Raw genomic sequence first — 23,966 nt, 5'->3', positions numbered from 1 at the left:
CCTTTCAATTGTCCGCTTTTTTCGCAAGCAAGCTCGTATATTTCGCCGCATTTTGTGCATCCATTTTTTCTAAAATGGCCGCCACTTTGTCTGTTTTTAACTTTGATAATAAATGAACCGCTTCTTGATCTGACATTTGCGGAATAATTTCCGCTGCTTTTTTTGGTGACATCGTCTCATACATTTTCACAACGTCTACACGCGTAGCATCTGTCTGCTCTGTTGACGGTGTTGTCGGCTGTTGTGCTTGTTCTTTTTCCGTCTGCAAACGTGCGATTTCTTGCTTAAGCGCATCAATTTCTGCATCTTTTTCTTTTATAGTATCTTTCGTTTTTGTAAGCTCCTTTTCTTTCTCAACAATGGCTGCTTTTAGTTCAACGATTTGCTCTTCTAGTTTCTTTTTTTCGTTCGCGTCTGTTCCTTCAATCCATTGAGAAACAAATGGCAATTGCCCCGCATATTTTTTCCCTTGTTCAAATACGTTAATACCAGAGAACGTTAGAATAAGTAAAACAACGGAGATGGTGAATAAAAGCGGGATGAAGACGACAAAAAGAAACCATTGAAGCTTGCTCGCTTTTTTCGTCTCTTCTTCTTTTTTTTCAAATTGTTCCATCAACGCTCACCTTGTTTCTCGATAACAATATTGTTGAATTGAAATATCATCCATTTGTTTTTGTTCTGCAATTCGCATTTGTTGCGCGATCATTTCATCATGTTTTTCTTTTATTTTTTCGTATTTTTTCACTTCTACATTCAATTCAACTAACTTTAGTTGTTTCAACTCCATGTGCTGACGGGCTTGCATAACAAGATGCTGGTAATGGTCGATGACGCGCTGCAAATTGTTCATAAATTGTTGAAACGAACGGATATGTTGAACAGCCAACCCTGATTGTAATTGTTGTTTATGTTGTTCCTCGTAGTCTTCTTTTTGTTTTAAAAAGTGGTACAGTTTTTCTGCCACTTCTTCAAAGCGACGGCGCGCCTCTTCATATTCGTGTAGCGCTTTTTGTTTTTCATACTCTTTTAAATTTAAAATTTTCGTTAATTGAAATGATGTCATCGCCTATTCACCCTTGTTCGATAAGTTGAAACAACTGTTGAACACTTTCGTTTATTGTATAACATTCATGAACATCTTGTTTTAAAAACGAAATAATTTTCGGATAATAACGGATCGCTTCGTCGATTTCTCGCGACGATCCTCGTTTATAGGCACCGATTTGAATTAAATCTTCAGACTGCACATACGTCGCCAACAACTCACGCAATTTTTCTGCCACTTTTCGATGCTCTGGCGTCACAATGTAGTTCATGACGCGGCTTACACTTTTTAATACGTTAATTGCTGGATATTGACCCTTATTGGCTAGTTGGCGTTCTAATACGAAATGACCATCTAAAATGCCGCGAACGGTATCAGCAATCGGCTCGTTCATATCATCGCCATCAACGAGCACCGTATAAAAAGCGGTAATCGTCCCATGTTCATTCGTTCCTGTCCGTTCAAGTAGTTTTGGTAAAATCGCAAAAACGGACGGCGTATATCCTTTCGTTGTCGGAGGTTCTCCGATCGCCAGTCCAATTTCACGTTGCGCCATCGCCACACGCGTGACAGAGTCCATCATCAGCATAACGTTAAGTCCTTGATCGCGAAAATATTCCGCAATCGCTGTCGCTGCATATGCTCCCTTCATACGCATTAAGGCTGGTTGATCTGACGTAGCGACAACGACAATGGAGCGTTTTAATCCTTCAGGACCAAGATCGCGTTCAATAAATTCTCGCACTTCGCGTCCACGTTCACCGATGAGTGCGATAACGTTTAAATCCGCATTTGTATTGCGAGCAATCATCCCCATTAACGTACTTTTTCCAACACCTGAACCAGCAAAAATACCGACACGTTGCCCTTTTCCGACCGTTAATAAACTATCGATCATTTTCACCCCGACTTCAATTGGCTCTGAAATCGGAGGACGCGTCATTGGATTGGGCGGTTGGCGATCGATTGGAACAGCCGTCAATCCTTTTGGAAGCGGTTGACCGTCAAGCGGGGCTCCTAATGCGTCAATAACACGTCCGACAAGCGCTGAACCGACTTTTATTTCAAGCGGAGCCCCCGTTGCCTCTACAATGCAACCTGGGGCGATGTCTTGAACGGTTGCATACGGCATTAAAAGCACATATTCATCACGAAAGCCGACGACTTCCGCTTGAATTTTTTTCTTTTTTTTGTGGCCGATATGAATGTAGCACACATCACCAATTGAACTTTCCGGGCCTTTTGCTTCGATCATTAAACCGATAACGCGTGTGACTTTGCCAAATCGTTTATATGGGTCGAGCAACTCAATTTCATTGATGAGTGCTTGCCAGTTCATTCATTTTCCCCCTCGATTCGCTCGAGCAATTGAAGTTTTAACTGCTCCAGTTGTGTGTCGACACTCGCATCAATACGTCCGAACGGCGACTCGACAACGCAACTTGTCTCCGCCAATGTTTCATCCGGGTAAATAAACAAATGAACATCTTGGCTAAATAGCGCTTTTAGCTCCTCTTTTTGACGAACGACAACGTCATAATAAGCCGGATGAACGTATATTTTCACTTCTTCATGTTCACGAACTTCTTGAATGACTTGTTTCACAAGGCCAAGAAAATGTTCTTTGTTTTCAGCAAGACGCTCACCGATAATTCGTTCCGCTACTTTGCATGCAACAAGTAAAATCGTTTCATCGGCCGACTGCAACATGTGATAAAACTGTTCATGGGCGGATTGTGCAATCTTCTTCGCTTCACGAATTGCCTCCATGTACTGTTGAAATCCTTCTTCGCGCCCTTGTTCCAAACCGATCGCATATCCTTCTTGACGCGCTTCGTTTATCCATTCGCTTCGTTCTTCTTCCCATCGCTTTCGCTCTTCCGCAATTTGTTGTTGGACAGATGCGTAATACATGTCCGCTTCTTGACGAATGTGTGCGGCTTGTTGCTCCGCTTGCTCGATTAACATTTGTGCATGTTGCATCATCGTTTCGGCAGGTTGTTCATGTTCTTCTTGTTGCACGTCAGACCATACTTTTCTCACTTGAATGACCGCCCGTTGCTCGGTACTTGTACGGGCAAACGGGGCTTTAATGACTTTAGACAATAATATCATCTCCTCCGCCACGAGCGACGACAATTTCACCCGCTTCTTCAAGACGGCGAATGACTGCAACAATACGAGATTGTGCTTCTTCTACGTCGCGAAGGCGAACAGGACCCATAAACTCCATTTCTTCTTTGAACGTTTCCGCCATACGAGAAGACATGTTGCGGAATATAACTCCCTTCACCTCATCGCTAGACACTTTCAACGCAAGCAACAAGTCGGCGTTGTCCACTTCGCGAATAACGCGTTGAATCGCGCGATTATCAAGCGTAACGATATCTTCAAATACAAACATGCGCTTTTTAATTTCTTCCGCTAACTCCGGATCTTGAATTTCAAGGGCATCTAAAATCGTGCGTTCAGTAGCCCGGTCGACACCGTTCAACACTTCAACAACCGCCTCAATACCGCCTGTTTGCGTGTAATCTTGTACAACAGTCGTCGATAATTTCCGTTCAAGCACTTGTTCGACTTCATTAATTATTTCTGGCGATGTGCGATCCATCAACGCAATGCGGCGAGCGACATCCGCTTGCACTTCTTGCGGAAGCGCCGATAAAATTTGACCCGCTTGCGTTGGTTCTAAATACGACAATACAAGCGCAATCGTTTGTGGATGTTCGTTTTGTAAAAAGTTTAAAATTTGAGCCGGATCGGCTTTCCGTGCAAAATCAAACGGGCGCACTTGAAGCGCAGACGTTAAACGATTAATGATGTTCATCGCTTGCTCTGGACCGAGCGCTTTTTCAAGCACTTGTTTCGCATAAGCAATTCCGCCTTGTGAAATGTAATCTTGAGCTAAGGCGATTTGATGAAACTCTTCTAAAATCGTTTCTTTTTTCTCGGCATCAACTTGACGAACGTTAGAAATTTCAAGCGTTAGCTTTTCAATTTCTTCTTCAGATAAATGTTTATATACGGATGCTGACACGTCGGGACCTAACGAAATGAGGAGGATGGCCGCTTTTTGTTTTCCTGTTAGTTCACCTTTTTGATCACGCTTTGCCATGTAATCCCCTCCCTTATTCTTCTGCAAGCCATGTTCTTAACAGTTTTGCAAATTCTTCTGGTTTTTCTTTTGCAAGCTTTTCAAGCTGCTTGCGGCGCAACGTTGCTTCTGTTTCGACTTCTTCGTTTACATCTGGAATTTGTACTGCCACTTTTTCTTCTTGTAATGGCAGTTCGTCCATTTCTTCTTTTTTCCGTTTGCGCAACCATAAAAAGACGAGCAATGCAATGATGAAAGCGAGCAGTCCGCCACCAGCAAGGTAAGCCCACGTTGGGATAGCTGTAGCTTGCTCATTAAACTGCACCTTTCCGTTAAACGGTTGTACAGAAACGACGACGCGATTTTGTAAATCCGCATCCGTCCATTGTCCTGCAACGTCTTTATCGACTGACGTCCGCACAATCGTCCCTAAAATTTTTGTAATGTCGTCAACCGTTTGGGCCGAAAGTGAGTTCGGATCGCTTGGTGTCGGCGGTTCTACCATTACTTGAATACCTAAATCTTTTACTTTATAAGGACTTGCAACAATTTCCTTTTTTATTCTATTAACCTCGTTGTTAATTGTTTCCTCGATTCGCTCATAATCACCGTTTGTCTCGCCATTTGCTCCTTCATACCCTGGCACCTCGTTTTCCCCTACGCCCGCTGTGCCACCCGGCTGCGCCCCTTTTCCTGAAAACGTCTCAGTAATACGTTGCACACTAACAGCGATGCCTTCTACATTTTCTTTATCTACTGGCTCAACAAGTTCTTCTTGACGATTTTCTTGTGTAAAATCAACGTCGGCTGTGACAGAAACGACGACTTTATCTTGTCCCATCATCGTTCCTAACATTTGTTGCACGCGGCGTTGAATGTCGCGTTCAATTTGTTGTTTCACTTCATATTGTTCAGCAAACGTTTTGCCAGACGAAAAATTTCCATCATTTTTTAAATCAAAGTACTCAAAATATTGGTTCATAATGACGATATTATCAGTAGGAAGGTTCGGCACGCTTTTGGAAACAAGGTGGTATAATGATTTAATTTGCTGCTCATTAAATTTATATCCCGCTTTTGTTTTCAAAACGATCGATGCAGATGCCCCTTCCTGTTGGTCGCCAACAAAGATCGTCGGCTGGGGTAGATTAATCATCACCTTTGCGTCTTCTACCCCGTCGATACTTTTTATTAAATTGGCAAGTTCGGTTTGCATCGCCTCAATTTTTAATACGTTAAATTCGTTATCTGTCATGCCGAAACCAGAGTTTTTTCCGAAAAACGAATAATCGATGCTTCCGCTATCGGGAATGCCTTCGGCGGCTAGTTCGACTTTTAACGTATTGACAAGCTGTTCCGGCACTAAAATCGTCGTGCCGTTATCCGTAATTTGCGACTTAATCCCCCGCTGGTCAAGCGTCGCTTTAATTTGCCCCGCTTCTTGCGGCGATAAATTGCTGTAGAGAGGAACAAAATTCGTTCGCGTCGCCAAAAAAGCGGTAAGCGCAACGGCAACAACCAACAATCCTACAAGACCTAAAGCCATCATTTTTTGTTGTTTTGTTCTCTCGCTCCAAAACAATTTTAATCGTTCTATCGCTTGTTTTAATTGCTCGTTCATATGCTTCCTCCGCTATCTCATGAGGTCAATTATACTTGCATTCTCATCACTTCTTGATACGCTTCAACGACTTTATTGCGCACTTCAATCGCTAGTTGAAGCGACACGCTTGCCTTTTGCGAAGCGATCATAACATTATGTAAATCAACGTTTTCCCCTCTTGCTAACTTCATCGTCAGTTGATCTGATTGAATTTGCTGCTTGTTCACTTCTTGAATCGCCTCTTTTAAAAATTGCGAAAACGCACGTTGCGCCTCGGCTGGCTTTATTGTTTGCTGCTGCACAGCTGGTGATAAAGCTGCACGTTGAATGCGATCAATCATCGTTTATCTCCCCTACTTTCCGATTTCTAACGCCTTCATTAACATTCCTTTCGTCGCGTTTAACACCGTCACATTCGCTTCATATGAGCGAGTCGCGCTCATTAAATCGACCATTTCTTTTAACGGATCAACATTTGGAAGTTGTACATATCCGTTTTCATCTGCATCCGGATGAGATGGGTCATACACAAGTTTGAACGGCGTTTCGTCTTCAATAATTTTCGTCACTTTCACTCCACCTGCCGACCGCTCGTTCATGGCCTGACTTAAAAAAGAAGAAAACGATTCGTTTGGTTGCATGACAACCATTTTGCGACGATATGGCTGCCATTTCCCATCGACCATTTTCGCCCGCGTCGTATCGACGTTCGCCATGTTGGCTGAAATGACGTCCATGCGTAACCGCTGAGCTGTTAACGCAGAGGCGGATACATTGAAACTTTGAAACATATATTATTTTCCTCCCTTAATGACCGTTTTCAAAGAGTTAAACTTTCCGTTCAACCGCTCGACTAACGCGTTGTAATAAATTTGGTTTTGCGCTAAATTCGACATTTCTCTATCCAAATCGACATTGTTCTTATTATGATTGTAAACGAGATCATTTTTCATTGTCACGAGAAATTTGCTTGTTCCGCCTTTAAATTCAAAATGGCGCGGATCCGTACGATACGCTTGCAAAGCCTGATGAAATTCATTTCGAAACTGAACGTCTTTCGCTTGAAAATTCGGTGTATCGACATTCGCAATGTTGTTTGCGATCACTTTTTGCTTCAATGATGAGTAATTTAATCCTTGTTCTAATATTTGAAACGTATGTGAAAACAATTTCACGACATATTCCTCCTTGTGAAGACACCGTTCGACACCTTTATTGTAAAAAATTATTTCCAATATGTACATAGGGAACATTGGACTATTTTTCACATACTTTAACAAACAAAAGAGGCATCTTTGCGAGAAAGATGCCTGCTTTATTTAAAGATTAAGAAGCTTTTCTTATTAATGATGTTTTAATTTTTCAAGCTCTGTTAAAAACTTATCGTTTAACACTTTAATGTACGTTCCTTTCATTCCGAGGGAACGAGATTCAATAACTCCGGCACTTTCTAGTTTGCGAAGCGCATTAACAATGACTGAACGTGTAATGCCGACGCGGTCAGCAATTTTGCTTGCCACAAGCAAGCCTTCTGTCCCATCTAATTCTTCAAAAATATGTTCGATCGCTTCTAATTCACTATAGGAAAGTGAGCTAATTGCCATTTGAACAACCGCTTTGCTACGCGCTTCTTCTTCAATTTCTTCCGCTTTTTCACGTAAAATTTCCATTCCGACAACCGTTGCTCCGTATTCAGCTAAAATTAAGTCATCATCATGAAACTCTTTATCTAAGCGAGATAAAATAAGTGTTCCAAGGCGCTCACCGCCACCGATAATCGGCACGATCGTCGTTAGCCCGTTTTTAAATAAGTCTTTATTTTCGACAGGAAATGCGGTATACTCGCTATTAATATCAAGGTTTGGCGATGTTTCCGTAATGTTAAATAAATTTTTCGTATACTCTTCTGGGAATTGACGGTCAGCCAACATTTTTTTCATTCGCTCGTTTTCAATCGTTTGTTTAATCGCAAATCCGAGCAATTTGCCCCGACGGCTAACAACGAAAACGTTTGCTTCGATTACTTCGCAAAGCGTCTCTGCCATTTCTTTAAAGTTTACTGGTTTTCCAGCCGCATTTTGCAGCATCGCATTAATTTTTCTTGTTTTTTCAAGTAAATTCATATTGCATCCTCCTTATAAAATAAACTGACTTAAATCTTTGTTTCGCACAATGTTACCTAGTTTCTTCTCAACATATTGTGGGGTGATCACAATCTTTTCTAAATGCACATCCGGCGCTTCATACAACAAATCTTCTAAAAGTTTTTCCATAATCGTATGAAGGCGGCGCGCACCGATGTTATCTGTTTGTTGATTCACTTCAAACGCCACTTCCGCAATTTTACGAATAGCATCGTCAGAAAATTCAAGTTGTATACCTTCTGTCGCAAGTAAAGCGACATATTGTTTTAACAGCGCATTGTTTGGTTCTACTAATATTTTTACGAAATCATCTACCATCAGCTTCGTCAGCTCGACGCGAATCGGAAAACGCCCTTGCAGTTCCGGAATTAAATCGGACGGTTTCGCCATGTGGAATGCACCGGCCGCAATAAACAAAATATAGTCCGTTTTCACTGGCCCGTATTTCGTCATAACGGTTGACCCTTCCACAATCGGCAAAATGTCGCGCTGCACCCCTTCACGCGAAACGTCAGCCGATGAGCCAGTCTGTCCTTTTCGCGCAATTTTATCAATTTCATCAATAAAAATAATACCTGACTGTTCAGCTAGCCGAATCGCTTCTTGCGTCACTTCGTCCATGTCGATCAGCTTTTGCGCTTCTTCGTTCACGAGTACATGGCGCGCTTCTTTCACTTTTAATTTTCGTTTTTTTCGTTTTTTCGGCATAAAGCTACTTAACATATCTTGCATATTGACGCCCATTTGCTCCATGCCAGCGCCTTGAAATAAGTCAAACATAAGCGGTTGTTGTTCTTCTACTTCAATCGTCACAAACTCATCTTCTAACTCTCCGTTTGCGAGCTTCCAAGCGATTTGTCGCCGTTTTTCAACAATGTGTTGCTCATCGCTTCCTGTCTCCGGCTGCTCTTGTGCGCCGCCAAACAAAAGTTCGAACGGATTTTTCATCGGTTGTTTTGTTTTTCCAGGTACGAGCAATTCAACAAGACGCTTATTCGCCAACTCTTGCGCGCGATCTTTTACTTCGTTCATTTTTCTCTCTTTGACAATGCGTACGGACGTTTCGACGAGATCGCGTACCATCGATTCGACATCTCGACCGACATACCCGACTTCAGTAAATTTCGTCGCCTCTACTTTTACGAACGGAGCGCCAACAAGTTTCGCTAACCGTCGTGCAATTTCTGTTTTTCCTACGCCCGTTGGTCCAATCATTAAAATATTTTTCGGCACGACTTCATCGCGCAACTTCTCGTCTAATAAGCTGCGACGATAACGATTTCTTAACGCGATCGCCACCGCCTTTTTCGCTTCATGCTGACCGACGATAAACTGATCAAGCTTTTCAACAATTTGTTTTGGCGTTAACATGCCGCTCCCCCCTCTACAGCTCTTCGACAATAATGCAATCGTTTGTGTACACGCAAATATCGCTCGCCACTTTTAATGCTGCTTGTGCAATTTGCTTCGCTGTTAAATGTTCACCTGCATACGCTTTTAACGCTCTACCAGCTGCTAACGCATAATTTCCACCTGAACCGATCGCTAATATGCCATCGTCTGGCTCGATCACTTCGCCCGTTCCGGAAATGAGGAGTAAATGGGTGTCGTCCATGACGATTAACATCGCCTCTAACCGACGCAACACTTTATCGCTCCGCCATTCTTTCGCTAGCTCAACTGCAGCGCGCTGTAAATTTCCGTTGTATTCTTCTAGCTTTCCTTCAAACATTTCAAACAACGTGAACGCATCGGCTACCGCTCCCGCAAAGCCAGCTAACACTTTGCCATGAAAAAGTTTACGAATTTTCCGGGCGGTATGTTTCATCACGACAGCATTGCCGAACGTTACTTGACCATCGCCCGCCATCGCTCCTTTTCCTTGATGGCGAATCGCAAATATCGTCGTCGCATGAAATTGACTCATAAACATCCTCCTTATTTTCGTTATGCGCGCGGGTGGGAATGTAAATAAATGTGGCGCAAATGATCTTTCGTTACATGTGTATACACTTGCGTTGATGAAAGATGTGCATGACCTAACAATTCCTGCACAGAACGTAAATCAGCCCCTTCGTTTAACAAATGGGTCGCAAACGTATGGCGAAACGTATGGGGGCTTACTTTCAAAGAAAGTGCCGCTCGTTCGACGATGTCGTTTAAAATATGACGCACTCCTCTTGGCGTCAATGCACCGCCACGCGCATTTAAAAAAAGTACATCCGTCGGTGTCTTCGCTTTGCTTATTAGTTGCTGACGTCCGTCTTGTATATATCGTTCAAGCGCTTCTTTGGCGTACGTACCGAACGGGACATAGCGCTGTTTGTTTCCTTTGCCGGAAATTAAGATGGTACATACCGAAAAATCAATGTGTGATAAGCGAATGTTACAACATTCACTTACCCGTACACCCGTTGCATACAACAGTTCGATCATCGCCTGATTTCGTTGACCGATCGCTGTATTTAAATCATTAACAACAAACAGCTGTTCTAATTCGTCTTGGTACAAAAAATGTGGAATTTTCTGTTCTTTCTTCGGCAACGAAGCAAGGGCAAACGGATTTTCAAAAACGATTTTTTCACGCACTAAAAATTTATAAAAACTGCGCAAACTCGACATTTTTCGGGCAATCGAACGGCTAGATTGCTTCCGCTTATGAAGCTCCGTTAAAAACAGGCGAACGTCGCTGTAAGAGACATCTTGCAATCGTTTGACTTGTTCGCGCTCCATAAATTCGAAAAATTCGCCAATATCATGCTTATAACACGCAATTGTATATTCTGAATAATTTTTTTCTATTTGTAAATATTCAATAAACAAATGTAACGTAAAATTCACATTTTCCATTCGATCACCTCACAAGAGCTACTAAATAGTAGCATAATTGAGCAGCTCTTGCAATGAATTTCACAACTTTTTTAAAAAATTCTGAATTGTTTCTAACGCCCGTTCTGCATACCGTTCATTTTTTTTCTTTTTATCTTTAATCGGCTCATCAAGCGGGGCAAATAAGCCGAAATTGGCATTCATCGGCTGAAAATGTTTTGGGTTCGCTGACGTAATGTAATGCGCCATGCTGCCGATTGCTGTTTCCTGTGGAAATACGATCAGTTCTTTCCCGAGCACGTAATGTGCGGCGTTGATCCCCGCCACAAGTCCTGAGGCTGCTGACTCAACATATCCTTCAACACCGGTCATTTGTCCTGCGAAAAATAAGTCTTCTCTCTCTTTATATTGATACGTCGGCTTTAGCAACTTTGGAGAGTTCAAAAACGTATTGCGATGCATGACACCGTATCGTACAATTTCTGCTTGTTCAAGCCCCGGAATGAGACGAATGACTTCTTTTTGCGCCCCCCATTTTAAATGCGTTTGGAAACCGACAATGTTGTATAACGTCCCTGCCGCATCGTCTTGACGAAGTTGTACAACAGCATAAGGACGTTTCCCTGTACGTGGGTCTTCTAAACCGACGGGCTTCATCGGACCAAACAGCAACGTCTTTTTCCCGCGTCGTGCCATAACTTCAATTGGCATGCATCCTTCAAAATAAATTTCTTTTTCAAATTCTTTTAAAGGAACTGTTTCAGCAGAAATGAGCGCATCATAAAATCGCTCGAACTGCTCTTCTGTCATCGGGCAGTTAATGTACGCCGCTTCCCCTTTATCATAGCGAGATTTCACATACACTTTCTCCATGTTAATGCTTTCTTTTTCAATAATCGGTGCTGCCGCATCGTAAAAGTATAAATATTGTTCCCCTGTTAACGCTTGAAGCTGTTCTGAAAGCGACTGCGATGTTAGCGGGCCGGTTGCTATAATCGTCGGACCGGTTGGAATCGACGTCACTTCCTCACGCACAACAGTCACATTCGGATGATTCGTAACCATTTCTGTTACTTTCGCCGCAAATTCGTGACGATCTACTGCTAAAGCCCCACCGGCTGGGACAGAACAAGAGTCCGCTGCTTTCATAATGACAGAGTCTAATCGGCGCATTTCTTCTTTTAACACGCCAACTGCATTCGTTAATGTATTCGCACGCAACGAGTTACTGCACACAAGCTCAGCAAATTTGTCGGTATGATGCGCAGGAGTTTGTTTCACCGGACGCATTTCATACAATTTGACACGAATGCCACGTTTGGCAAGTTGCCATGCCGCTTCGCTTCCTGCTAATCCTGCTCCAATTACTGTTACTTCCATTCATATTCCCTCCTCGATAAAATGGGTGAGGGTATGCGCCTCACCTTACTGTTGTTCGTTATATTCGCATTGCGTGCATTGAATGTGCACGCTCTTTTTCCCTTTTTTCTCAACAAGCATGCCACCGCATTTCGGACACGGACGACTGATCGGTTTATCCCATGAAACAAAATCGCACGTCGGAAAACGATCACAGCCGTAAAACATTCGTTTCTTTTTGCTTTTTCGTTCCACAATGTTCCCTTCATGGCAACGCGGACATTTCACTCCGATGTCTTTGACGATCGCTTTTGTATTGCGACATTGCGGGAAGTTTGAGCAGGCGATAAACTTTCCGAAGCGCCCCATTTTGTACACCATCGGGCTTCCACATACTTCGCAATCGACATCTGCTGATTCATCAGCTATTTCAACTTTTTCCATTTCAACTTCCGCAATTTTTAACCGTTTTTCAAACTCGCGATAAAATTCATCGATGATGCGCACCCATTCGACTTTTCCTTCTTCAATATCGTCTAAGCTTTTTTCCATTTTTGCTGTAAATTCGACGTCTAAAATTTCTGGGAAAAATTGCATCATTAAATCTAGTACAATTTCACCAAGCTCTGTTGGAACGAAACGTTTGTTTTCAAGCGTGACGTAATTCCGTTTTTGAATCGTATCAAGCGTTGGTGCATATGTCGATGGGCGACCGATGCCGAGCTCTTCTAGCGTTTTCACAAGGCGGGCTTCCGTATAGCGCGGTGGAGGCTGCGTGAAATGTTGTTTTCCTTCGATATCTTTACTAAATACGCGCTCTCCTTCAACAAAGTCTGGCAATAGTCGTTGTTGCTCATCTTTCGGATCGTCCGTTCCTTCCACATACACTTTCATAAAACCTGGAAACTTGACTGTAGAACCAGTCGCACGAAAGACGACCGAGCCGTTTGATAGCTCGATTGCTACCGTATCGAGCACAGCTGGCGCCATTTGGCTTGCGATAAAGCGCTCCCAAATGAGTTTGTATAGCTGATATTGATCGCGTGTGACATGCGGCTTAATCGCGCTAGGATGACGCCAGACGGACGTTGGCCGAATCGCTTCGTGTGCGTCTTGCGCATTCGCTTTTTGTTTTTCTTTTCTTTTTTCTGTCGCTACATATGATGTTCCGAACGTCTGTTCAATATACTGCATCGCCTCTTGTTGAGCGCTTTCTGATACGCGCGTGGAGTCTGTACGCATATATGTAATTAAACCGACCGTTCCCTCGCTTCCAAGATCAATCCCCTCATATAGTTGCTGAGCAACCATCATCGTCTTTCTCGTACGGAAATTTAATTTTCGCGCCGCCTCTTGTTGTAATGACGATGTAATAAACGGGGCAACAGGATTGCGTTTTCGCTCTTTTTTCGTTACCGCTGTAACGAAAAATTCATTGCCTTGAATATGATTTAATACATGTTGTACGTCTTGCTCCGTCTTTAAATCAAATGGTTCGCTGCCCAAACGATAAAATTGCGCTTCAAATGTGTCGTTTCCCTTCATGAACGTGCCTTGAATCGTCCAATATTCTTCAGGTTGAAACGATTGAATTTCTTTTTCGCGATCAATAATTAGGCGAAGGGCAACAGACTGCACGCGTCCTGCGCTTAACCCTTTTTTTACTTTTTTCCAAAGCAACGGGCTAATGTTGTAGCCGACAAGACGATCGAGTACACGACGCGCTTGTTGTGCATGAACTAAATGCATATTAATGGTGCGCGGCTGTTCAAATGACTGTTTAATCGCATCTTTCGTAATTTCGTTAAATACGACGCGACATGGTGAATCCGTATTTAAGTCAAGTACATGTGCTAAATGCCAAGCAATCGCTTCCCCTTCGCGATCCGGGTCAGCTGCAAGAAATACTTTTTTTGCTTTTTTCGCCGCTGTTTTCAATTCTTTAATAACCGAACCTTTTCCGCGAATCGTAATATACTTCGGTTCATAATCATTTTGTATGTCAACGCCCATTTGACTTTTTGGCAAATCGCGCACGTGGCCCATTGATGCTTTTACTTTATACTTTTTTCCTAAATATCTTTCAATCGTTTTCGCCTTGGCTGGCGACTCTACAATGACTAAGTAGTCTGACATTATTTTGCCCTCCCTCAAGAGGTAATTCGTAAAGTAAAATCCTCATTATTATTAATGATGATTCGTTCATTTGTCAAACATCATTTTTCGATTTTCTCTTTCATTCATGTAAAAAGATGTCGAAATTCCTCCTCAATATCTTCACTTGACAATATTAATTTTGCTCCTTGTTGAATCAACCGATTAGTCCCGAGCGCCTCTTTTGTTGTGATGTCACCGGGAATCGCAAACACTTCTCTTCCTTGCTGGAGCGCAAAATGAGCGGTGATGAGCGAGCCGCTTCGCTCTTTTGCTTGTACAACAAGCGTACCGAGCGACAAACCGCTAATGATGCGATTGCGCATCGGAAAATGCCACGTCTGTGGGCGAACGAATGGTGGATATTCTGAAATAATTAATTGCGTTGTCATTAATTGTCGAAATAATGATTCATTTTCAGGTGGGTATATGTAATGCAATCCGCCCGCAATGACCGCAATTGTTTCACCATGATGCCGTAAACATAAACGATGTGCTTCAGCATCAATACCTTTTGCTAGTCCGCTCACAACGATCCAGCCGTTTTGGATGAGGGGTGGAAGGACGATATGCATCGCTGCGATTCCTTGGCGCGTTGGCGTCCGTGTCCCTACGACGCTAATTATTTTTTTTCGCTTAAGCAACGCCACGTTTCCTTTCGCATATAGTACCCACGGTGGATCATATATATGTTTCAGCCACTCCGGATAACCATCATCTTTTATTGTTACAATATGAATGTTTTGTTCCTCATATGTTTTTATCATACGTTTCAATTTGTGACAATGCAAATCATGGAAAAAAGCAGTGAAATGTTTTTGGGGGATCGGAAGTAGTCGTTGAAGTTGTTGTGACGAAAGATGAAAAATGGAGGCTAGCGATGGGTCTGCATGAAGCAAGCGTGCGATACTTTTCCACCCGATGCCACGACAATGATGCAAATGGATGAGCCGTTCGCGAGTTGTATCGTACATGATATCCCTCCTATTTATAAAAATCGTCCTAAGGTTTGTGCCTTAGGACGATTCGCGATTATTAATGTGTTTTACACTTTTCGTATAAGCCGCGTTCTTTTAATACAGAGATGAGCGTTTCGCCAATCACTGCTGGCGTTTCTGCGACTTTAATGCCGCATGCTGTCATCGTTTTAATTTTTTCTTCCGCCGTTCCTTTTCCGCCAGAAATGATCGCACCAGCATGTCCCATGCGCTTTCCTGGAGGTGCTGTTTGTCCGCCGATAAAGCCGACAACCGGTTTTGTCATGTTCGCTTTTACCCATTCGGCCGCTTCTTCTTCTGCCGTTCCACCAATTTCTCCGATCATAATGACCGCATATGTGTCTTCATCTTCGTTAAACGCCTTTAATACGTCGATGAAGTTTGTTCCATTGACTGGGTCACCGCCAATCCCAACCGCTGTCGATTGCCCGATGCCTGCTTGTGTTAATTGATGAACAGCTTCGTACGTTAACGTACCAGAGCGCGAAACGATACCGACATGGCCTTTTTTATGAATATAGCCTGGCATAATGCCGATTTTGCATTCTTCCGGTGTAATGATACCAGGGCAGTTTGGTCCGATTAAGCGCGTTTTCTTTCCTTCCATATAGCGCTTCACTTTTACCATGTCTAGTACCGGAATGCCTTCTGTAATACAAACAACTAAATCGATTTCCGCATCAACTGCTTCCATAATTGCATCGGCAGCAAATGCTGGCGGAACGTAAATGACAGAGGCGTTCGCACCTGTTTTTTCAACCGCTTCAGAAACCGTATCAAACACAGGTACCCCTTCAACTTCCGTGCCACCTTTTCCTGGTGTTACCCCACCAACAATGTTTGTGCCGTACTCAATCATTTGTTTCGTATGGAACAACCCTTGTGAACCTGTAATTCCTTGTACAATGACTTTCGTATCTTTATTAACAAAAACGCTCACGTTTCTCCCATCCCTTCTATTAGCTTACTAGCGAAACGATTTTTTGCGCGCCGTCTGCCATCGATTCAGCGGCTGTAATATTTAATCCGGACTCTTCTAAAATCTTTTTCCCTAATTCAACGTTCGTTCCTTCTAAACGAACGACAAGCGGAAGATTTAAACCAACTTGTTTCGTTGCCTCAACAATTCCGTTAGCGATGACGTCACATTTCATAATGCCCCCGAAAATGTTAACGAAAATACCTTTAACATTCGGGTCGGATAAAATGATTTTAAACGCTTCTGTTACTTTTTCTGTCGTCGCACCGCCACCAACATCTAAAAAGTTTGCCGGCTCGCCACCGTAATATTTAATGATGTCCATCGTCGCCATCGCTAAGCCTGCACCGTTAACCATGCAACCAATGTTTCCGTCAAGCGAAATGTAGTTTAAATCGTATTTTGACGCTTCAATTTCTTTTGGATCTTCTTCGTCTAAATCGCGATATTCTAAAATGTCTTTATGGCGATATAACGCGTTTGAATCAAAGTTAAGCTTCGCATCAAGCGCCATTACTTTTCCATCACCCGTTACGACAAGCGGGTTAATTTCAGCGATTGAGCAATCTTTTTCAACGAACACTTGATATAAGCCTAACATAAATTTGACTGCTTGATTGACAAGCTCTTTCGGAATATTGATGTTAAATGCCATGCGGCGCGCTTGGAACGCTTGTAGGCCGACAGCTGGGTCGATATACTCTTTAAAAATTTTCTCCGGCGTTTTCGCTGCGACTTCTTCAATTTCTGTTCCGCCTTCTTCTGATCCCATTAATACTACGCGGGACGTCGCACGATCAACAACAAGCCCGATGTAATATTCCTTTTTAATGTCGCATCCTTCTTCGATTAAAAGACGCTTTACTTCTTTTCCTTCTGGACCTGTTTGATGTGTGACAAGCACTTTCCCTAACAGCTCACTCGCATATGTACGAACTTCTTCTAAACTTTTTGCGACTTTTACTCCCCCTGCTTTTCCGCGACCGCCGGCATGAATTTGCGCTTTCACGACACAAACGCTACTGCCGAGCTCTTTCGCCGCCTCAACCGCTTCTTCAACCGTGAACGCCACGCGGCCGTTCGGCACGCTTACTCCGTAGCTTCTGAGGATCTCTTTTCCTTGATACTCATGAATATTCATACCCCATCCTCCTATGTATAAAAATAAAAGTACTAGCGCTTTCATTGTATAATGATACTTTGTCAGTTGTCTACCATTTAGACAGAAAATTCTTTAACAAAAGAAAAAGAAGCGATCGTTGTCATCGCCCCTCCACCTTTTTTTCGACTTGATAAATAAATGCAAATACTTCAGCAACAACTTTGTACAGTTCTTCTGGAATCGTTTCGTTTAATTGTAATTGACCGAGCATCGTCGCGAGCGTTTCATCTTCATAAATGGGGACGTCGTATTGTTTCGCGCGTTCAATGATGCGATCAGCCACAGCTCCTTCTCCTTTTGCTACAACGACAGGGGCGATATGTTGTTCGTCGTACGATAAAGCAACGGCGCGCTTTCGTTTCATATGCGATAATCGACTCCTTTATAAGAAAATGGTTCAACAAGTAAACGGTCACTTCGCTTGTTCATCGGCGTTTTAACGGAAATAGAAGAAAGCGTGTAGCCATGTTCAGCAAGCTTCTCCTTTAGTGACGGCTCAAGGGCGGACGCATACAGTTCCACACGAGGCGTGTCATTGATGATCGAAATATGAACGATACGTTGTTGAATATGAACGTCTACAATCGTTTCTTTTAACGTCGCAAGCGTCAAATAAAATAAAATGCGACAATAGTCTGTATCCATTTTTCCGTTTTCTCGTTGTTTTCCGCGCCATTGAATCGTCACATCTGTTGCATGCGTCCCGATGAATAACGGAAATTGAGTAAATATATGTTGGAGCGAATCGTTGTTTGTTGATAACAACTGATATGCTTTCACTCGATCAAGTAATGAGATAATCTCCATTTTTAACTCACCTGGCGCTTCTTCTGCTGCTGTTTGCAATAAAACGAGCCACTCATCTTGTTGTTTCATCGTCTCTTCAAGCAGTTGTTGAATATGTTCAGGCGAAAAAGAAGAAAGCGTCGGCATATGGCGCAAATAAGAAGAAAGTTTTGCTAACGTTCCTTTCGGGTGAAAGCGATCGATCATCATCGCCAGCGTGAGTTGTTGTTCATATAGCGGTCGATCATCTTGCAAAGCAACGAACGCACGAAATATATCATCACGAAGCGGCAAATCGTGCATGAACAGCCATTTGATTGCTTGGGCTTCTTTTTTACCACCTGTTTGCAACCATTGTCGAATGAGGGACATGTCATGTTTTTTAAATGTAAAAGATTCATCCATCATCCAACGAACGAGCGCCTTCGTTTGTTCATTCATCGGTAAACGAAAATAACGGCTGACGCTTTCTTCATCTGTCAACTTTGCTGTATGTTGCAATATTTTCAGCTCAAGTGGGGATGTTTTTTGCACGTGAAACGTATATGTTTCACCTTCTTTAACAGGTGACTGCAGTTCGGCCGTCAGCGTATGACTGCCGATCCGAACGAGCGCTGTCCGATCTTCGGTTATTTTTTCGATTTTTCCATAAATGATGTCACCAACGTGAAACGTCGGTGCTTTCGGTAAACGTATCGTTTGTGCATCATCAAATAACGTACGCAACCATTGAACGTTCATCTCATTCTCCTCGCTTTAATCGTTCGCGAATCGGCGCAAACGAACGACGATGTTCTTCAATGACTCCATATCGCTCAATCGCTTGCAAATGCTCTTTCGTGCCGTATCCCATATGCTTTTCAAATCCGTATTGTGGATATTTCTCACCTAACTGTTTCATCATGCGATCGCGCGTCACTTTCGCGATAATGGAACTTGCTGCAATGGAGACGCTATGCGCATCCCCTTTAATGATCGATGTTTGTGGAATAGATAGTGGAATGTGCATCGCATCAATGAGCAAATGCTCGGGAGCGATCGCAAGCGCGTGGACAGCTTGCATCATCGCTTTTTTCGTCGCTTCGTAAATGTTTAGCTCATCAATTTCGCGTGCGCTAACGATGCCAATACCGATCGCAAGCGCCGTTTGTTGAATGATAGAAAACAACTGCTCTCGCTTCATTTCCGATAGTTTTTTTGAATCGTCTACATGAGGGAGATACACATCTTTTGGTAAAATCACTGCTGCGGCAACAACCGGACCAGCTAGCGGCCCTCGTCCTACTTCATCTACCCCCGCGATGTAGCGGATTCCTTTGTCGTATAGCGCCTGTTCATATCGCAACATATGCAAAAAACGTTCGCGTTCCCGTTTTTCTTCTTCTTTTTGCTTATACCATTGTTGAACGAGGCGTTGGACGCCTTTTCGCTCATCGTGTAATAGTTTTTGAAACCATTCATCTGTTTCATCGTGAATCGTTTGTAGTCTTTTTTTTATTTCTTGTATATTCACCGTCATCACTCCTTATCCCTTATATCGACAAATAAACAAAAAAATAAAGGCTCGCTTATGCGAACCTTACAGGCGATCAAAACTGAGCCGGCCTAATTTTTCTGTACGAATATCGCGCAACACAAGCTCAGCAACTTTATCGTAGTCGACGACACCACCAGCGGCTAAACAGCCTCGTTTTTTTCCGATGTCATCAAACAATTGGACGATGTCTTCTGGAATGTCCGCAAGCGCATATCGTTCTTTTAAACGATCGGGATAATGAGTAGATAAAAAACGTAACGCATACACAGCAACGTCTTGTAAGTTTAAAATGGTATCTTTAATCGCTCCCGTTGTTGCAAGTTTGTATCCGACTTCTTCATCTTCAAACTTCGGCCATAAAATTCCAGGCGTATCAAGTAGCTCGAGCTCTTTGCCGACTTTAATCCATTGTTGCGCTTTTGTCACTCCCGGTGTATCGCCTGTTTTGGCAATATGTTTTCCTGCGAGTCGGTTAATGAGCGTTGATTTTCCGACGTTTGGAATGCCGACAATAAGCGCACGCATCGCCCGAGGACGTTTAATTCCCTTCGCTATCATTTTTTCAAATTTTGGGCGCAACTTCTCTTTTGCGACCGCTACCATTTGCTTGACGCCTGTTCCGCTTTGCGAATCGATCGCAATGGCGTCAATTTGCTGTGCAGCGAAAAAGTCGATCCATTGTTTTGTCACATCGGGATCAGCCATATCCGCTTTGTTTAACAATATGATGCGCGGTTTATTCGCCACAATTTCATCAATTAACGGATTGCGCGATGAAATAGGAATGCGGGCATCTACTAGCTCAAATACGATATCGATAAGTTTTAATTTTTCTGTCACTTCCCGTTTCGCTTTTGCCATATGGCCAGGGAACCATTGAATCGTCATCGTTGCCACCTACTTTAGTTATGTTATTCAACAATGCGCGCATCAGAAAGAGGCCAATAAACGACCGACGTTTTCCCTACAACTTTTTCCATCGGAATAAATCCGATATGGCGACTATCTTTGCTGTATCTGCGATTATCTCCGAGCACGAATAAATGACCTTCAGGAACGGTTTTTCGTCCCCACAATTCTTCAAGTGTAAACGACTCTGTTAATGGGCCATCAAACAGTTGTTTTTTCTCGTCATCTAAGTAAGGTTCTTTGTAAGGCTTCCCGTTGACGTATAACGTATCATTTTTATATTCAATCCGGTCGCCTGGCAATCCAATGACGCGCTTAATATAATCTTTTCCTTCTTCGGCATGAAACACAATAATATCAAACCGTTCTGGCTCGCCAATTTTATAGGCGATTTTATTGACGATCATTCGGTCTTGATTATGTAACGTCGGCATCATCGACTCCCCTTCAACGATGATTGGGGCGAAAATGAAATAGCGAATACCTCCTGCTAATGCCACCGCAATGAAAATCGCTTTTAACCATTCAAACCATTCATTCTTTTGTTTTTCCATCCTTCTCCCACCTATATGATGAATGTTGAAAAAGGAGCTTGATGATCAAGCTCCTTGCAATCATTTCTTTTGTGTTAGATGATTTCTTTGATGCGTGCTGCTTTACCGCGGAGTTGACGCAAGTAGTACAATTTCGCACGACGAACTTTACCGCGACGAACAACTTCTAATTTAGCAATCTTCGGCGTGTGTAATGGGAATGTACGCTCAACACCTACACCGTAAGATACTTTACGAACTGTAAATGTTTCGCTAATTCCACCACCACGACGCTTGATAACAACGCCCTCGAATACTTGGATACGTTCACGGTTTCCTTCAACAACTTTCACGTGAACGCGCACTGTGTCACCAGGGCGAAATTCTGGAAGATCGTTACGTAGTTGTTCTTTTGTAATTTCTTGAATTAAATGATGCATCATCTTCATCTCCTTCCAACAGATGCTCATGCTTATGTGTATCGTTCATAGCAGCGGAACATCGTTTTACGTGCGACATAAGTCACAACGTTTATACTATCATAAAGATGTAACGGATGCAATAGTTACCGTTCGTTTTTTTTCCATTGTTCGATCCATTTTTTTTGTTGTTCCGTTAACTCATACGTTTCGAGCAAATCTGGCCGGCGCAACCATGTGCGGCGCAACGATTCTTTTTGACGCCACTCTTCAATTAAACGGTGATTACCTGAAAGAAGGACATCTGGTACTTTCATGCCACGAAAATCGGCTGGGCGCGTATAATGTGGGTGTTCGAGCAAACCAGAGCTATAAGAATCAAGCATAGAGGAATGCTCGTTGCCGAGCACGCCAGGAAGCAAACGAACGACGCTATCAATGACGACCATCGCTGCCAGTTCTCCGCCCGTTAAGACGTAATCGCCAATGGAAATTTCGTCCGTCACGAGATGTTCACGAATGCGTTCGTCATATCCTTCGTAATGTCCGCAAATGAAAATGATGTGTCGTTCTTTAGCGAGTTCCTCCGCTTTTTTTTGCGTATATCGTTCACCTTGAGGACAAAGCAAAATCACGCGCGGACGATGCTCGCTTTGCTTCGTTAAATGATCAACCGCATCAAAAATCGGTTGCGGCTTCAATACCATGCCAGCCCCACCGCCGTAAGGGTAGTCGTCTACCGTCTGATGTTTATTATCGGCAAATTCGCGAAAATTGACGAGCTGAAATGTAACGGCACCTTTTTCTTGCGCACGTTTTAAAATCGACTCGTTCAACACGCCAGTAAACATATTTGGAAATAAGGTGAGCACATCGATTTTCATTCGTCGAGCAATCCTTCCATCACATGAATCGTAATCGTTTTGTTTTCAACATCGACTTGTTTGACGACATCATCAATGTAAGGGATTAACACATCTCCGCCTTTTTTTCGTTTGACGACCCATACGTCATTTGCACCTGGCGTTAAAATTTCTTTTATTTCGCCAATCGGTTCACCATCCTCGGTCACAACTGTGCAACCGATAATTTCGTGAAAATAATATTCACCTTCGTTAAGCGGTTGCAATTGCGTTTCTGGTATTTTAATAATCGCCCCTTTAAATGGTTCGACTAAGTTGATGTTATCGTATCCTTCGAACGTTAATAAATCAAACGACTTATGAACTCGATGGCTCGCCACTTTGACTTCAACCGGTGGCTTATTTTCCATAAAAATATATAATACATTCCCGATTTTATACCGCTCTTCTGCAAAATCTGTGCGTGAAATGACGCGCACTTCACCGCGAATACCGTGCGTATTGACAATTTTTCCGACATGAAACCATTTCACAACGATCACCCCTCGCGTATATCCACAACGATTCCGTCTTCAATGACAATCGTTTTCGGAGGCGACCAACGCGCACCAATGTGAACGTCGATAATCGCCTCGACTTCTCTTTCTTTAATTTCGCTTCCTATCGGTAATATGCGCAATTGTTCAAGAAGGAAATCAAGTTCCGCTATTTTTTGGCGGCGAATTTGCATTTCTCGTCCAAATTTTTCTTTAATTTGTTTTTGTGAAAACGATGTTTGTTTTTCCATTCGTTTTTGTTCAAAGATGAGCTGCTCACATTGTTGTTCCAGTTGTTGTTTTTGTTGCATAAATTGTTGAATGAGTTGCTGCTTACTGTTCTCAGTTAATCGCTGTCTCACTTCCACTTTTTGAATGATTTTCATGGCGCACCGCCTTTCTGAACGAAAAAAGGGGAGGTGTCTTCCCTCTCCCTTACTCTTCGATGCGTACGTCTATTCGCTTCTTTGACTCATTGGCTGCTTGAACAACGGTGCGAATGGCTTGAATCATTCGCCCGTTTTTTCCGATCACTTTCCCAACGTCTTCGTGATGAAGCGCGATCGCATATGTGATCGATTGTTGTTGTTCCGTTTCGCGAATGACGACGCATTCCGGATGATCGACAAGTGACCGAACAATCGTCTCAAGCAACGTTTTCATATATTACTTTCCGTACTTTAAGTTGTGGAATTTTTCTAAAATTCCTTGTTTTGAAAGCAAGTTGCGCACTGTGTCAGATGGTTTTGCGCCGTTTTGCAACCATTTTAATGCAAGCTCTTCATTAATTTTAATTTCTGCAGGCTCTGTTAACGGATTATATGTGCCGATTGTTTCGATGAAACGACCGTCACGTGGAGAACGAGAGTCTGCAACAACGATACGATAAAATGGTGATTTTTTTGCACCCATACGTTTTAAACGAATTTTTACTGCCATGATTATAGCACCTCCGAAAATATTTCACACAAGATAGTATATTAGCAATAAACGTTTTGTTTGTAAAGTGT

29 protein-coding genes are annotated in these 23,966 nt (G+C 42.8%); all 29 read right to left on the bottom strand.

Annotated features, from left to right (window positions below):
- Window positions 1-4: 4 nt before the first annotated feature.
- Window positions 5-616: a MotE family protein gene (locus tag ETB99_RS02010; protein ID WP_171699787.1), complete on the bottom strand. Its 612-nt coding sequence runs from the start codon at window positions 614-616 to the stop codon at window positions 5-7.
- A 6-nt stretch (window positions 617-622) separates the two neighbouring features.
- Window positions 623-1,066: a flagellar export protein FliJ gene (gene fliJ / locus ETB99_RS02005; protein ID WP_171699786.1), complete on the bottom strand. Its 444-nt coding sequence runs from the start codon at window positions 1,064-1,066 to the stop codon at window positions 623-625.
- Between the two features lie 7 nt (window positions 1,067-1,073).
- The gene (fliI, locus tag ETB99_RS02000) at window positions 1,074-2,387 is read right to left on the bottom strand and encodes a flagellar protein export ATPase FliI (RefSeq protein WP_171699785.1); all 1,314 of its coding nucleotides are present in this window, start codon (window positions 2,385-2,387) and stop codon (window positions 1,074-1,076) included.
- On the bottom strand, window positions 2,384-3,163 hold the full coding sequence (fliH, locus tag ETB99_RS01995) for a flagellar assembly protein FliH (RefSeq protein WP_171699784.1): 780 nt from the start codon (window positions 3,161-3,163) through the stop codon (window positions 2,384-2,386). Before fliH ends, fliI begins: the two co-directional genes overlap by 4 nt.
- Window positions 3,147-4,166: a flagellar motor switch protein FliG gene (gene fliG / locus ETB99_RS01990; protein ID WP_077429193.1), complete on the bottom strand. Its 1,020-nt coding sequence runs from the start codon at window positions 4,164-4,166 to the stop codon at window positions 3,147-3,149. The genes fliH and fliG overlap by 17 nt, the downstream gene beginning before the upstream one ends.
- A 13-nt stretch (window positions 4,167-4,179) precedes the next feature.
- On the bottom strand, window positions 4,180-5,766 hold the full coding sequence (gene fliF, locus ETB99_RS01985; protein ID WP_171699783.1) for a flagellar basal-body MS-ring/collar protein FliF: 1,587 nt from the start codon (window positions 5,764-5,766) through the stop codon (window positions 4,180-4,182).
- A gap of 29 nt (window positions 5,767-5,795) precedes the next feature.
- Window positions 5,796-6,089, bottom strand: coding sequence for a flagellar hook-basal body complex protein FliE (fliE, locus tag ETB99_RS01980; RefSeq protein ID WP_077429195.1), 294 nt, complete (start codon window positions 6,087-6,089; stop codon window positions 5,796-5,798).
- 12 nt (window positions 6,090-6,101) lie between these two features.
- Entirely contained in the window at window positions 6,102-6,539 is a 438-nt protein-coding gene (flgC, locus tag ETB99_RS01975; protein WP_077429196.1) for a flagellar basal body rod protein FlgC, read from the bottom strand.
- A gap of 3 nt (window positions 6,540-6,542) precedes the next feature.
- Complete coding sequence (flgB, locus tag ETB99_RS01970) at window positions 6,543-6,923, bottom strand: flagellar basal body rod protein FlgB (RefSeq protein WP_077429197.1); 381 nt, start codon at window positions 6,921-6,923, stop codon at window positions 6,543-6,545.
- A 168-nt stretch (window positions 6,924-7,091) separates the two neighbouring features.
- Window positions 7,092-7,871, bottom strand: coding sequence for a GTP-sensing pleiotropic transcriptional regulator CodY (codY, locus tag ETB99_RS01965; protein ID WP_055441148.1), 780 nt, complete (start codon window positions 7,869-7,871; stop codon window positions 7,092-7,094).
- Between the two features lie 12 nt (window positions 7,872-7,883).
- Window positions 7,884-9,263, bottom strand: a complete 1,380-nt coding sequence (gene hslU / locus ETB99_RS01960; RefSeq protein WP_171699782.1) for an ATP-dependent protease ATPase subunit HslU — start codon at window positions 9,261-9,263, stop codon at window positions 7,884-7,886.
- 13 nt (window positions 9,264-9,276) lie between these two features.
- Window positions 9,277-9,825 carry an ATP-dependent protease subunit HslV gene (gene hslV / locus ETB99_RS01955; RefSeq protein WP_275531840.1) on the bottom strand — a complete coding sequence of 183 codons (549 nt, stop codon included), beginning with the start codon at window positions 9,823-9,825 and terminating at the stop codon, window positions 9,277-9,279.
- A 14-nt stretch (window positions 9,826-9,839) separates the two neighbouring features.
- Window positions 9,840-10,742, bottom strand: a complete 903-nt coding sequence (gene xerC / locus ETB99_RS01950; RefSeq protein ID WP_171699781.1) for a tyrosine recombinase XerC — start codon at window positions 10,740-10,742, stop codon at window positions 9,840-9,842.
- Between the two features lie 60 nt (window positions 10,743-10,802).
- Entirely contained in the window at window positions 10,803-12,101 is a 1,299-nt protein-coding gene (trmFO, locus tag ETB99_RS01945) for an FADH(2)-oxidizing methylenetetrahydrofolate--tRNA-(uracil(54)-C(5))-methyltransferase TrmFO (RefSeq protein ID WP_077429202.1), read from the bottom strand.
- Between the two features lie 45 nt (window positions 12,102-12,146).
- A complete protein-coding gene (topA, locus tag ETB99_RS01940; protein ID WP_077429203.1) occupies window positions 12,147-14,216 on the bottom strand; it encodes a type I DNA topoisomerase in 2,070 nt (689 codons plus the stop codon).
- A 104-nt stretch (window positions 14,217-14,320) separates the two neighbouring features.
- Entirely contained in the window at window positions 14,321-15,208 is an 888-nt protein-coding gene (gene dprA / locus ETB99_RS01935) for a DNA-processing protein DprA (RefSeq protein ID WP_171699780.1), read from the bottom strand.
- A 61-nt stretch (window positions 15,209-15,269) separates the two neighbouring features.
- Window positions 15,270-16,172, bottom strand: a complete 903-nt coding sequence (gene sucD, locus ETB99_RS01930) for a succinate--CoA ligase subunit alpha (RefSeq protein WP_077429205.1) — start codon at window positions 16,170-16,172, stop codon at window positions 15,270-15,272.
- Window positions 16,173-16,191: 19 nt separating this feature from the next.
- Window positions 16,192-17,352 (bottom strand): ADP-forming succinate--CoA ligase subunit beta, encoded by a 1,161-nt coding sequence (gene sucC, locus ETB99_RS01925; protein ID WP_004891085.1) that lies wholly within the window; start codon window positions 17,350-17,352, stop codon window positions 16,192-16,194.
- Window positions 17,353-17,473: 121 nt separating this feature from the next.
- The gene (locus ETB99_RS01920; RefSeq protein ID WP_006323029.1) at window positions 17,474-17,737 is read right to left on the bottom strand and encodes an EscU/YscU/HrcU family type III secretion system export apparatus switch protein; all 264 of its coding nucleotides are present in this window, start codon (window positions 17,735-17,737) and stop codon (window positions 17,474-17,476) included.
- Window positions 17,734-18,900, bottom strand: a complete 1,167-nt coding sequence (locus ETB99_RS01915; RefSeq protein ID WP_171699779.1) for a hypothetical protein — start codon at window positions 18,898-18,900, stop codon at window positions 17,734-17,736. Before ETB99_RS01915 ends, ETB99_RS01920 begins: the two co-directional genes overlap by 4 nt.
- Window position 18,901: 1 nt before the next feature.
- Window positions 18,902-19,681 carry a ribonuclease HII gene (locus tag ETB99_RS01910; protein WP_164970105.1) on the bottom strand — a complete coding sequence of 260 codons (780 nt, stop codon included), beginning with the start codon at window positions 19,679-19,681 and terminating at the stop codon, window positions 18,902-18,904.
- 57 nt (window positions 19,682-19,738) lie between these two features.
- Window positions 19,739-20,593, bottom strand: a complete 855-nt coding sequence (gene ylqF / locus ETB99_RS01905) for a ribosome biogenesis GTPase YlqF (RefSeq protein ID WP_006323022.1) — start codon at window positions 20,591-20,593, stop codon at window positions 19,739-19,741.
- A 14-nt stretch (window positions 20,594-20,607) separates the two neighbouring features.
- Window positions 20,608-21,159 (bottom strand): signal peptidase I, encoded by a 552-nt coding sequence (lepB, locus tag ETB99_RS01900; protein WP_006323021.1) that lies wholly within the window; start codon window positions 21,157-21,159, stop codon window positions 20,608-20,610.
- Between the two features lie 74 nt (window positions 21,160-21,233).
- Window positions 21,234-21,578: a 50S ribosomal protein L19 gene (gene rplS / locus ETB99_RS01895; protein ID WP_003394943.1), complete on the bottom strand. Its 345-nt coding sequence runs from the start codon at window positions 21,576-21,578 to the stop codon at window positions 21,234-21,236.
- A 125-nt stretch (window positions 21,579-21,703) separates the two neighbouring features.
- A complete protein-coding gene (gene trmD, locus ETB99_RS01890) occupies window positions 21,704-22,441 on the bottom strand; it encodes a tRNA (guanosine(37)-N1)-methyltransferase TrmD (protein ID WP_077429208.1) in 738 nt (245 codons plus the stop codon).
- A complete protein-coding gene (gene rimM / locus ETB99_RS01885; RefSeq protein WP_280109626.1) occupies window positions 22,438-22,959 on the bottom strand; it encodes a ribosome maturation factor RimM in 522 nt (173 codons plus the stop codon). The genes trmD and rimM overlap by 4 nt, the downstream gene beginning before the upstream one ends.
- Window positions 22,959-23,342, bottom strand: a complete 384-nt coding sequence (locus tag ETB99_RS01880) for a YlqD family protein (protein ID WP_129000114.1) — start codon at window positions 23,340-23,342, stop codon at window positions 22,959-22,961. Before ETB99_RS01880 ends, rimM begins: the two co-directional genes overlap by 1 nt.
- 49 nt (window positions 23,343-23,391) lie before the next feature.
- Entirely contained in the window at window positions 23,392-23,619 is a 228-nt protein-coding gene (locus ETB99_RS01875; RefSeq protein ID WP_004891098.1) for a KH domain-containing protein, read from the bottom strand.
- 3 nt (window positions 23,620-23,622) lie between these two features.
- Window positions 23,623-23,895 carry a 30S ribosomal protein S16 gene (gene rpsP, locus ETB99_RS01870; RefSeq protein ID WP_004891099.1) on the bottom strand — a complete coding sequence of 91 codons (273 nt, stop codon included), beginning with the start codon at window positions 23,893-23,895 and terminating at the stop codon, window positions 23,623-23,625.
- Window positions 23,896-23,966 lie beyond the last annotated feature (71 nt).

The organism is Anoxybacillus sp. CHMUD, from assembly GCF_013096965.1.
Taxonomy (GTDB): domain Bacteria; phylum Bacillota; class Bacilli; order Bacillales; family Anoxybacillaceae; genus Anoxybacillus; species Anoxybacillus kestanbolensis_A.
This window is presented reverse-complemented; position numbering and strand designations above follow the sequence as displayed.

Bases quoted from the DNA above. Each gene is read 5' to 3' on its own strand.
- ETB99_RS02010 (WP_171699787.1), bottom strand. From the start codon at position 616: ATGGAACAATTTGAAAAAAAAGAAGAAGAGACGAAAAAAGCGAGCAAG.
- fliJ (WP_171699786.1), bottom strand. From the start codon at position 1,066: ATGACATCATTTCAATTAACGAAAATTTTAAATTTAAAAGAGTATGAA.
- fliI (WP_171699785.1), bottom strand. From the start codon at position 2,387: ATGAACTGGCAAGCACTCATCAATGAAATTGAGTTGCTCGACCCATAT.
- fliH (WP_171699784.1), bottom strand. From the start codon at position 3,163: ATGATATTATTGTCTAAAGTCATTAAAGCCCCGTTTGCCCGTACAAGT.
- fliG (WP_077429193.1), bottom strand. From the start codon at position 4,166: ATGGCAAAGCGTGATCAAAAAGGTGAACTAACAGGAAAACAAAAAGCG.
- fliF (WP_171699783.1), bottom strand. From the start codon at position 5,766: ATGAACGAGCAATTAAAACAAGCGATAGAACGATTAAAATTGTTTTGG.
- fliE (WP_077429195.1), bottom strand. From the start codon at position 6,089: ATGATTGATCGCATTCAACGTGCAGCTTTATCACCAGCTGTGCAGCAG.
- flgC (WP_077429196.1), bottom strand. From the start codon at position 6,539: ATGTTTCAAAGTTTCAATGTATCCGCCTCTGCGTTAACAGCTCAGCGG.
- codY (WP_055441148.1), bottom strand. From the start codon at position 7,871: ATGAATTTACTTGAAAAAACAAGAAAAATTAATGCGATGCTGCAAAAT.
- hslU (WP_171699782.1), bottom strand. From the start codon at position 9,263: ATGTTAACGCCAAAACAAATTGTTGAAAAGCTTGATCAGTTTATCGTC.
- hslV (WP_275531840.1), bottom strand. From the start codon at position 9,825: ATGTTTATGAGTCAATTTCATGCGACGACGATATTTGCGATTCGCCAT.
- xerC (WP_171699781.1), bottom strand. From the start codon at position 10,742: ATGGAAAATGTGAATTTTACGTTACATTTGTTTATTGAATATTTACAA.
- trmFO (WP_077429202.1), bottom strand. From the start codon at position 12,101: ATGGAAGTAACAGTAATTGGAGCAGGATTAGCAGGAAGCGAAGCGGCA.
- topA (WP_077429203.1), bottom strand. From the start codon at position 14,216: ATGTCAGACTACTTAGTCATTGTAGAGTCGCCAGCCAAGGCGAAAACG.
- dprA (WP_171699780.1), bottom strand. From the start codon at position 15,208: ATGTACGATACAACTCGCGAACGGCTCATCCATTTGCATCATTGTCGT.
- sucC (WP_004891085.1), bottom strand. From the start codon at position 17,352: ATGAATATTCATGAGTATCAAGGAAAAGAGATCCTCAGAAGCTACGGA.
- ETB99_RS01920 (WP_006323029.1), bottom strand. From the start codon at position 17,737: ATGAAACGAAAGCGCGCCGTTGCTTTATCGTACGACGAACAACATATC.
- ETB99_RS01915 (WP_171699779.1), bottom strand. From the start codon at position 18,900: ATGAACGTTCAATGGTTGCGTACGTTATTTGATGATGCACAAACGATA.
- lepB (WP_006323021.1), bottom strand. From the start codon at position 21,159: ATGGAAAAACAAAAGAATGAATGGTTTGAATGGTTAAAAGCGATTTTC.
- rplS (WP_003394943.1), bottom strand. From the start codon at position 21,578: ATGCATCATTTAATTCAAGAAATTACAAAAGAACAACTACGTAACGAT.
- trmD (WP_077429208.1), bottom strand. From the start codon at position 22,441: ATGAAAATCGATGTGCTCACCTTATTTCCAAATATGTTTACTGGCGTG.
- ETB99_RS01880 (WP_129000114.1), bottom strand. From the start codon at position 23,342: ATGAAAATCATTCAAAAAGTGGAAGTGAGACAGCGATTAACTGAGAAC.
- ETB99_RS01875 (WP_004891098.1), bottom strand. From the start codon at position 23,619: ATGAAAACGTTGCTTGAGACGATTGTTCGGTCACTTGTCGATCATCCG.
- rpsP (WP_004891099.1), bottom strand. From the start codon at position 23,895: ATGGCAGTAAAAATTCGTTTAAAACGTATGGGTGCAAAAAAATCACCA.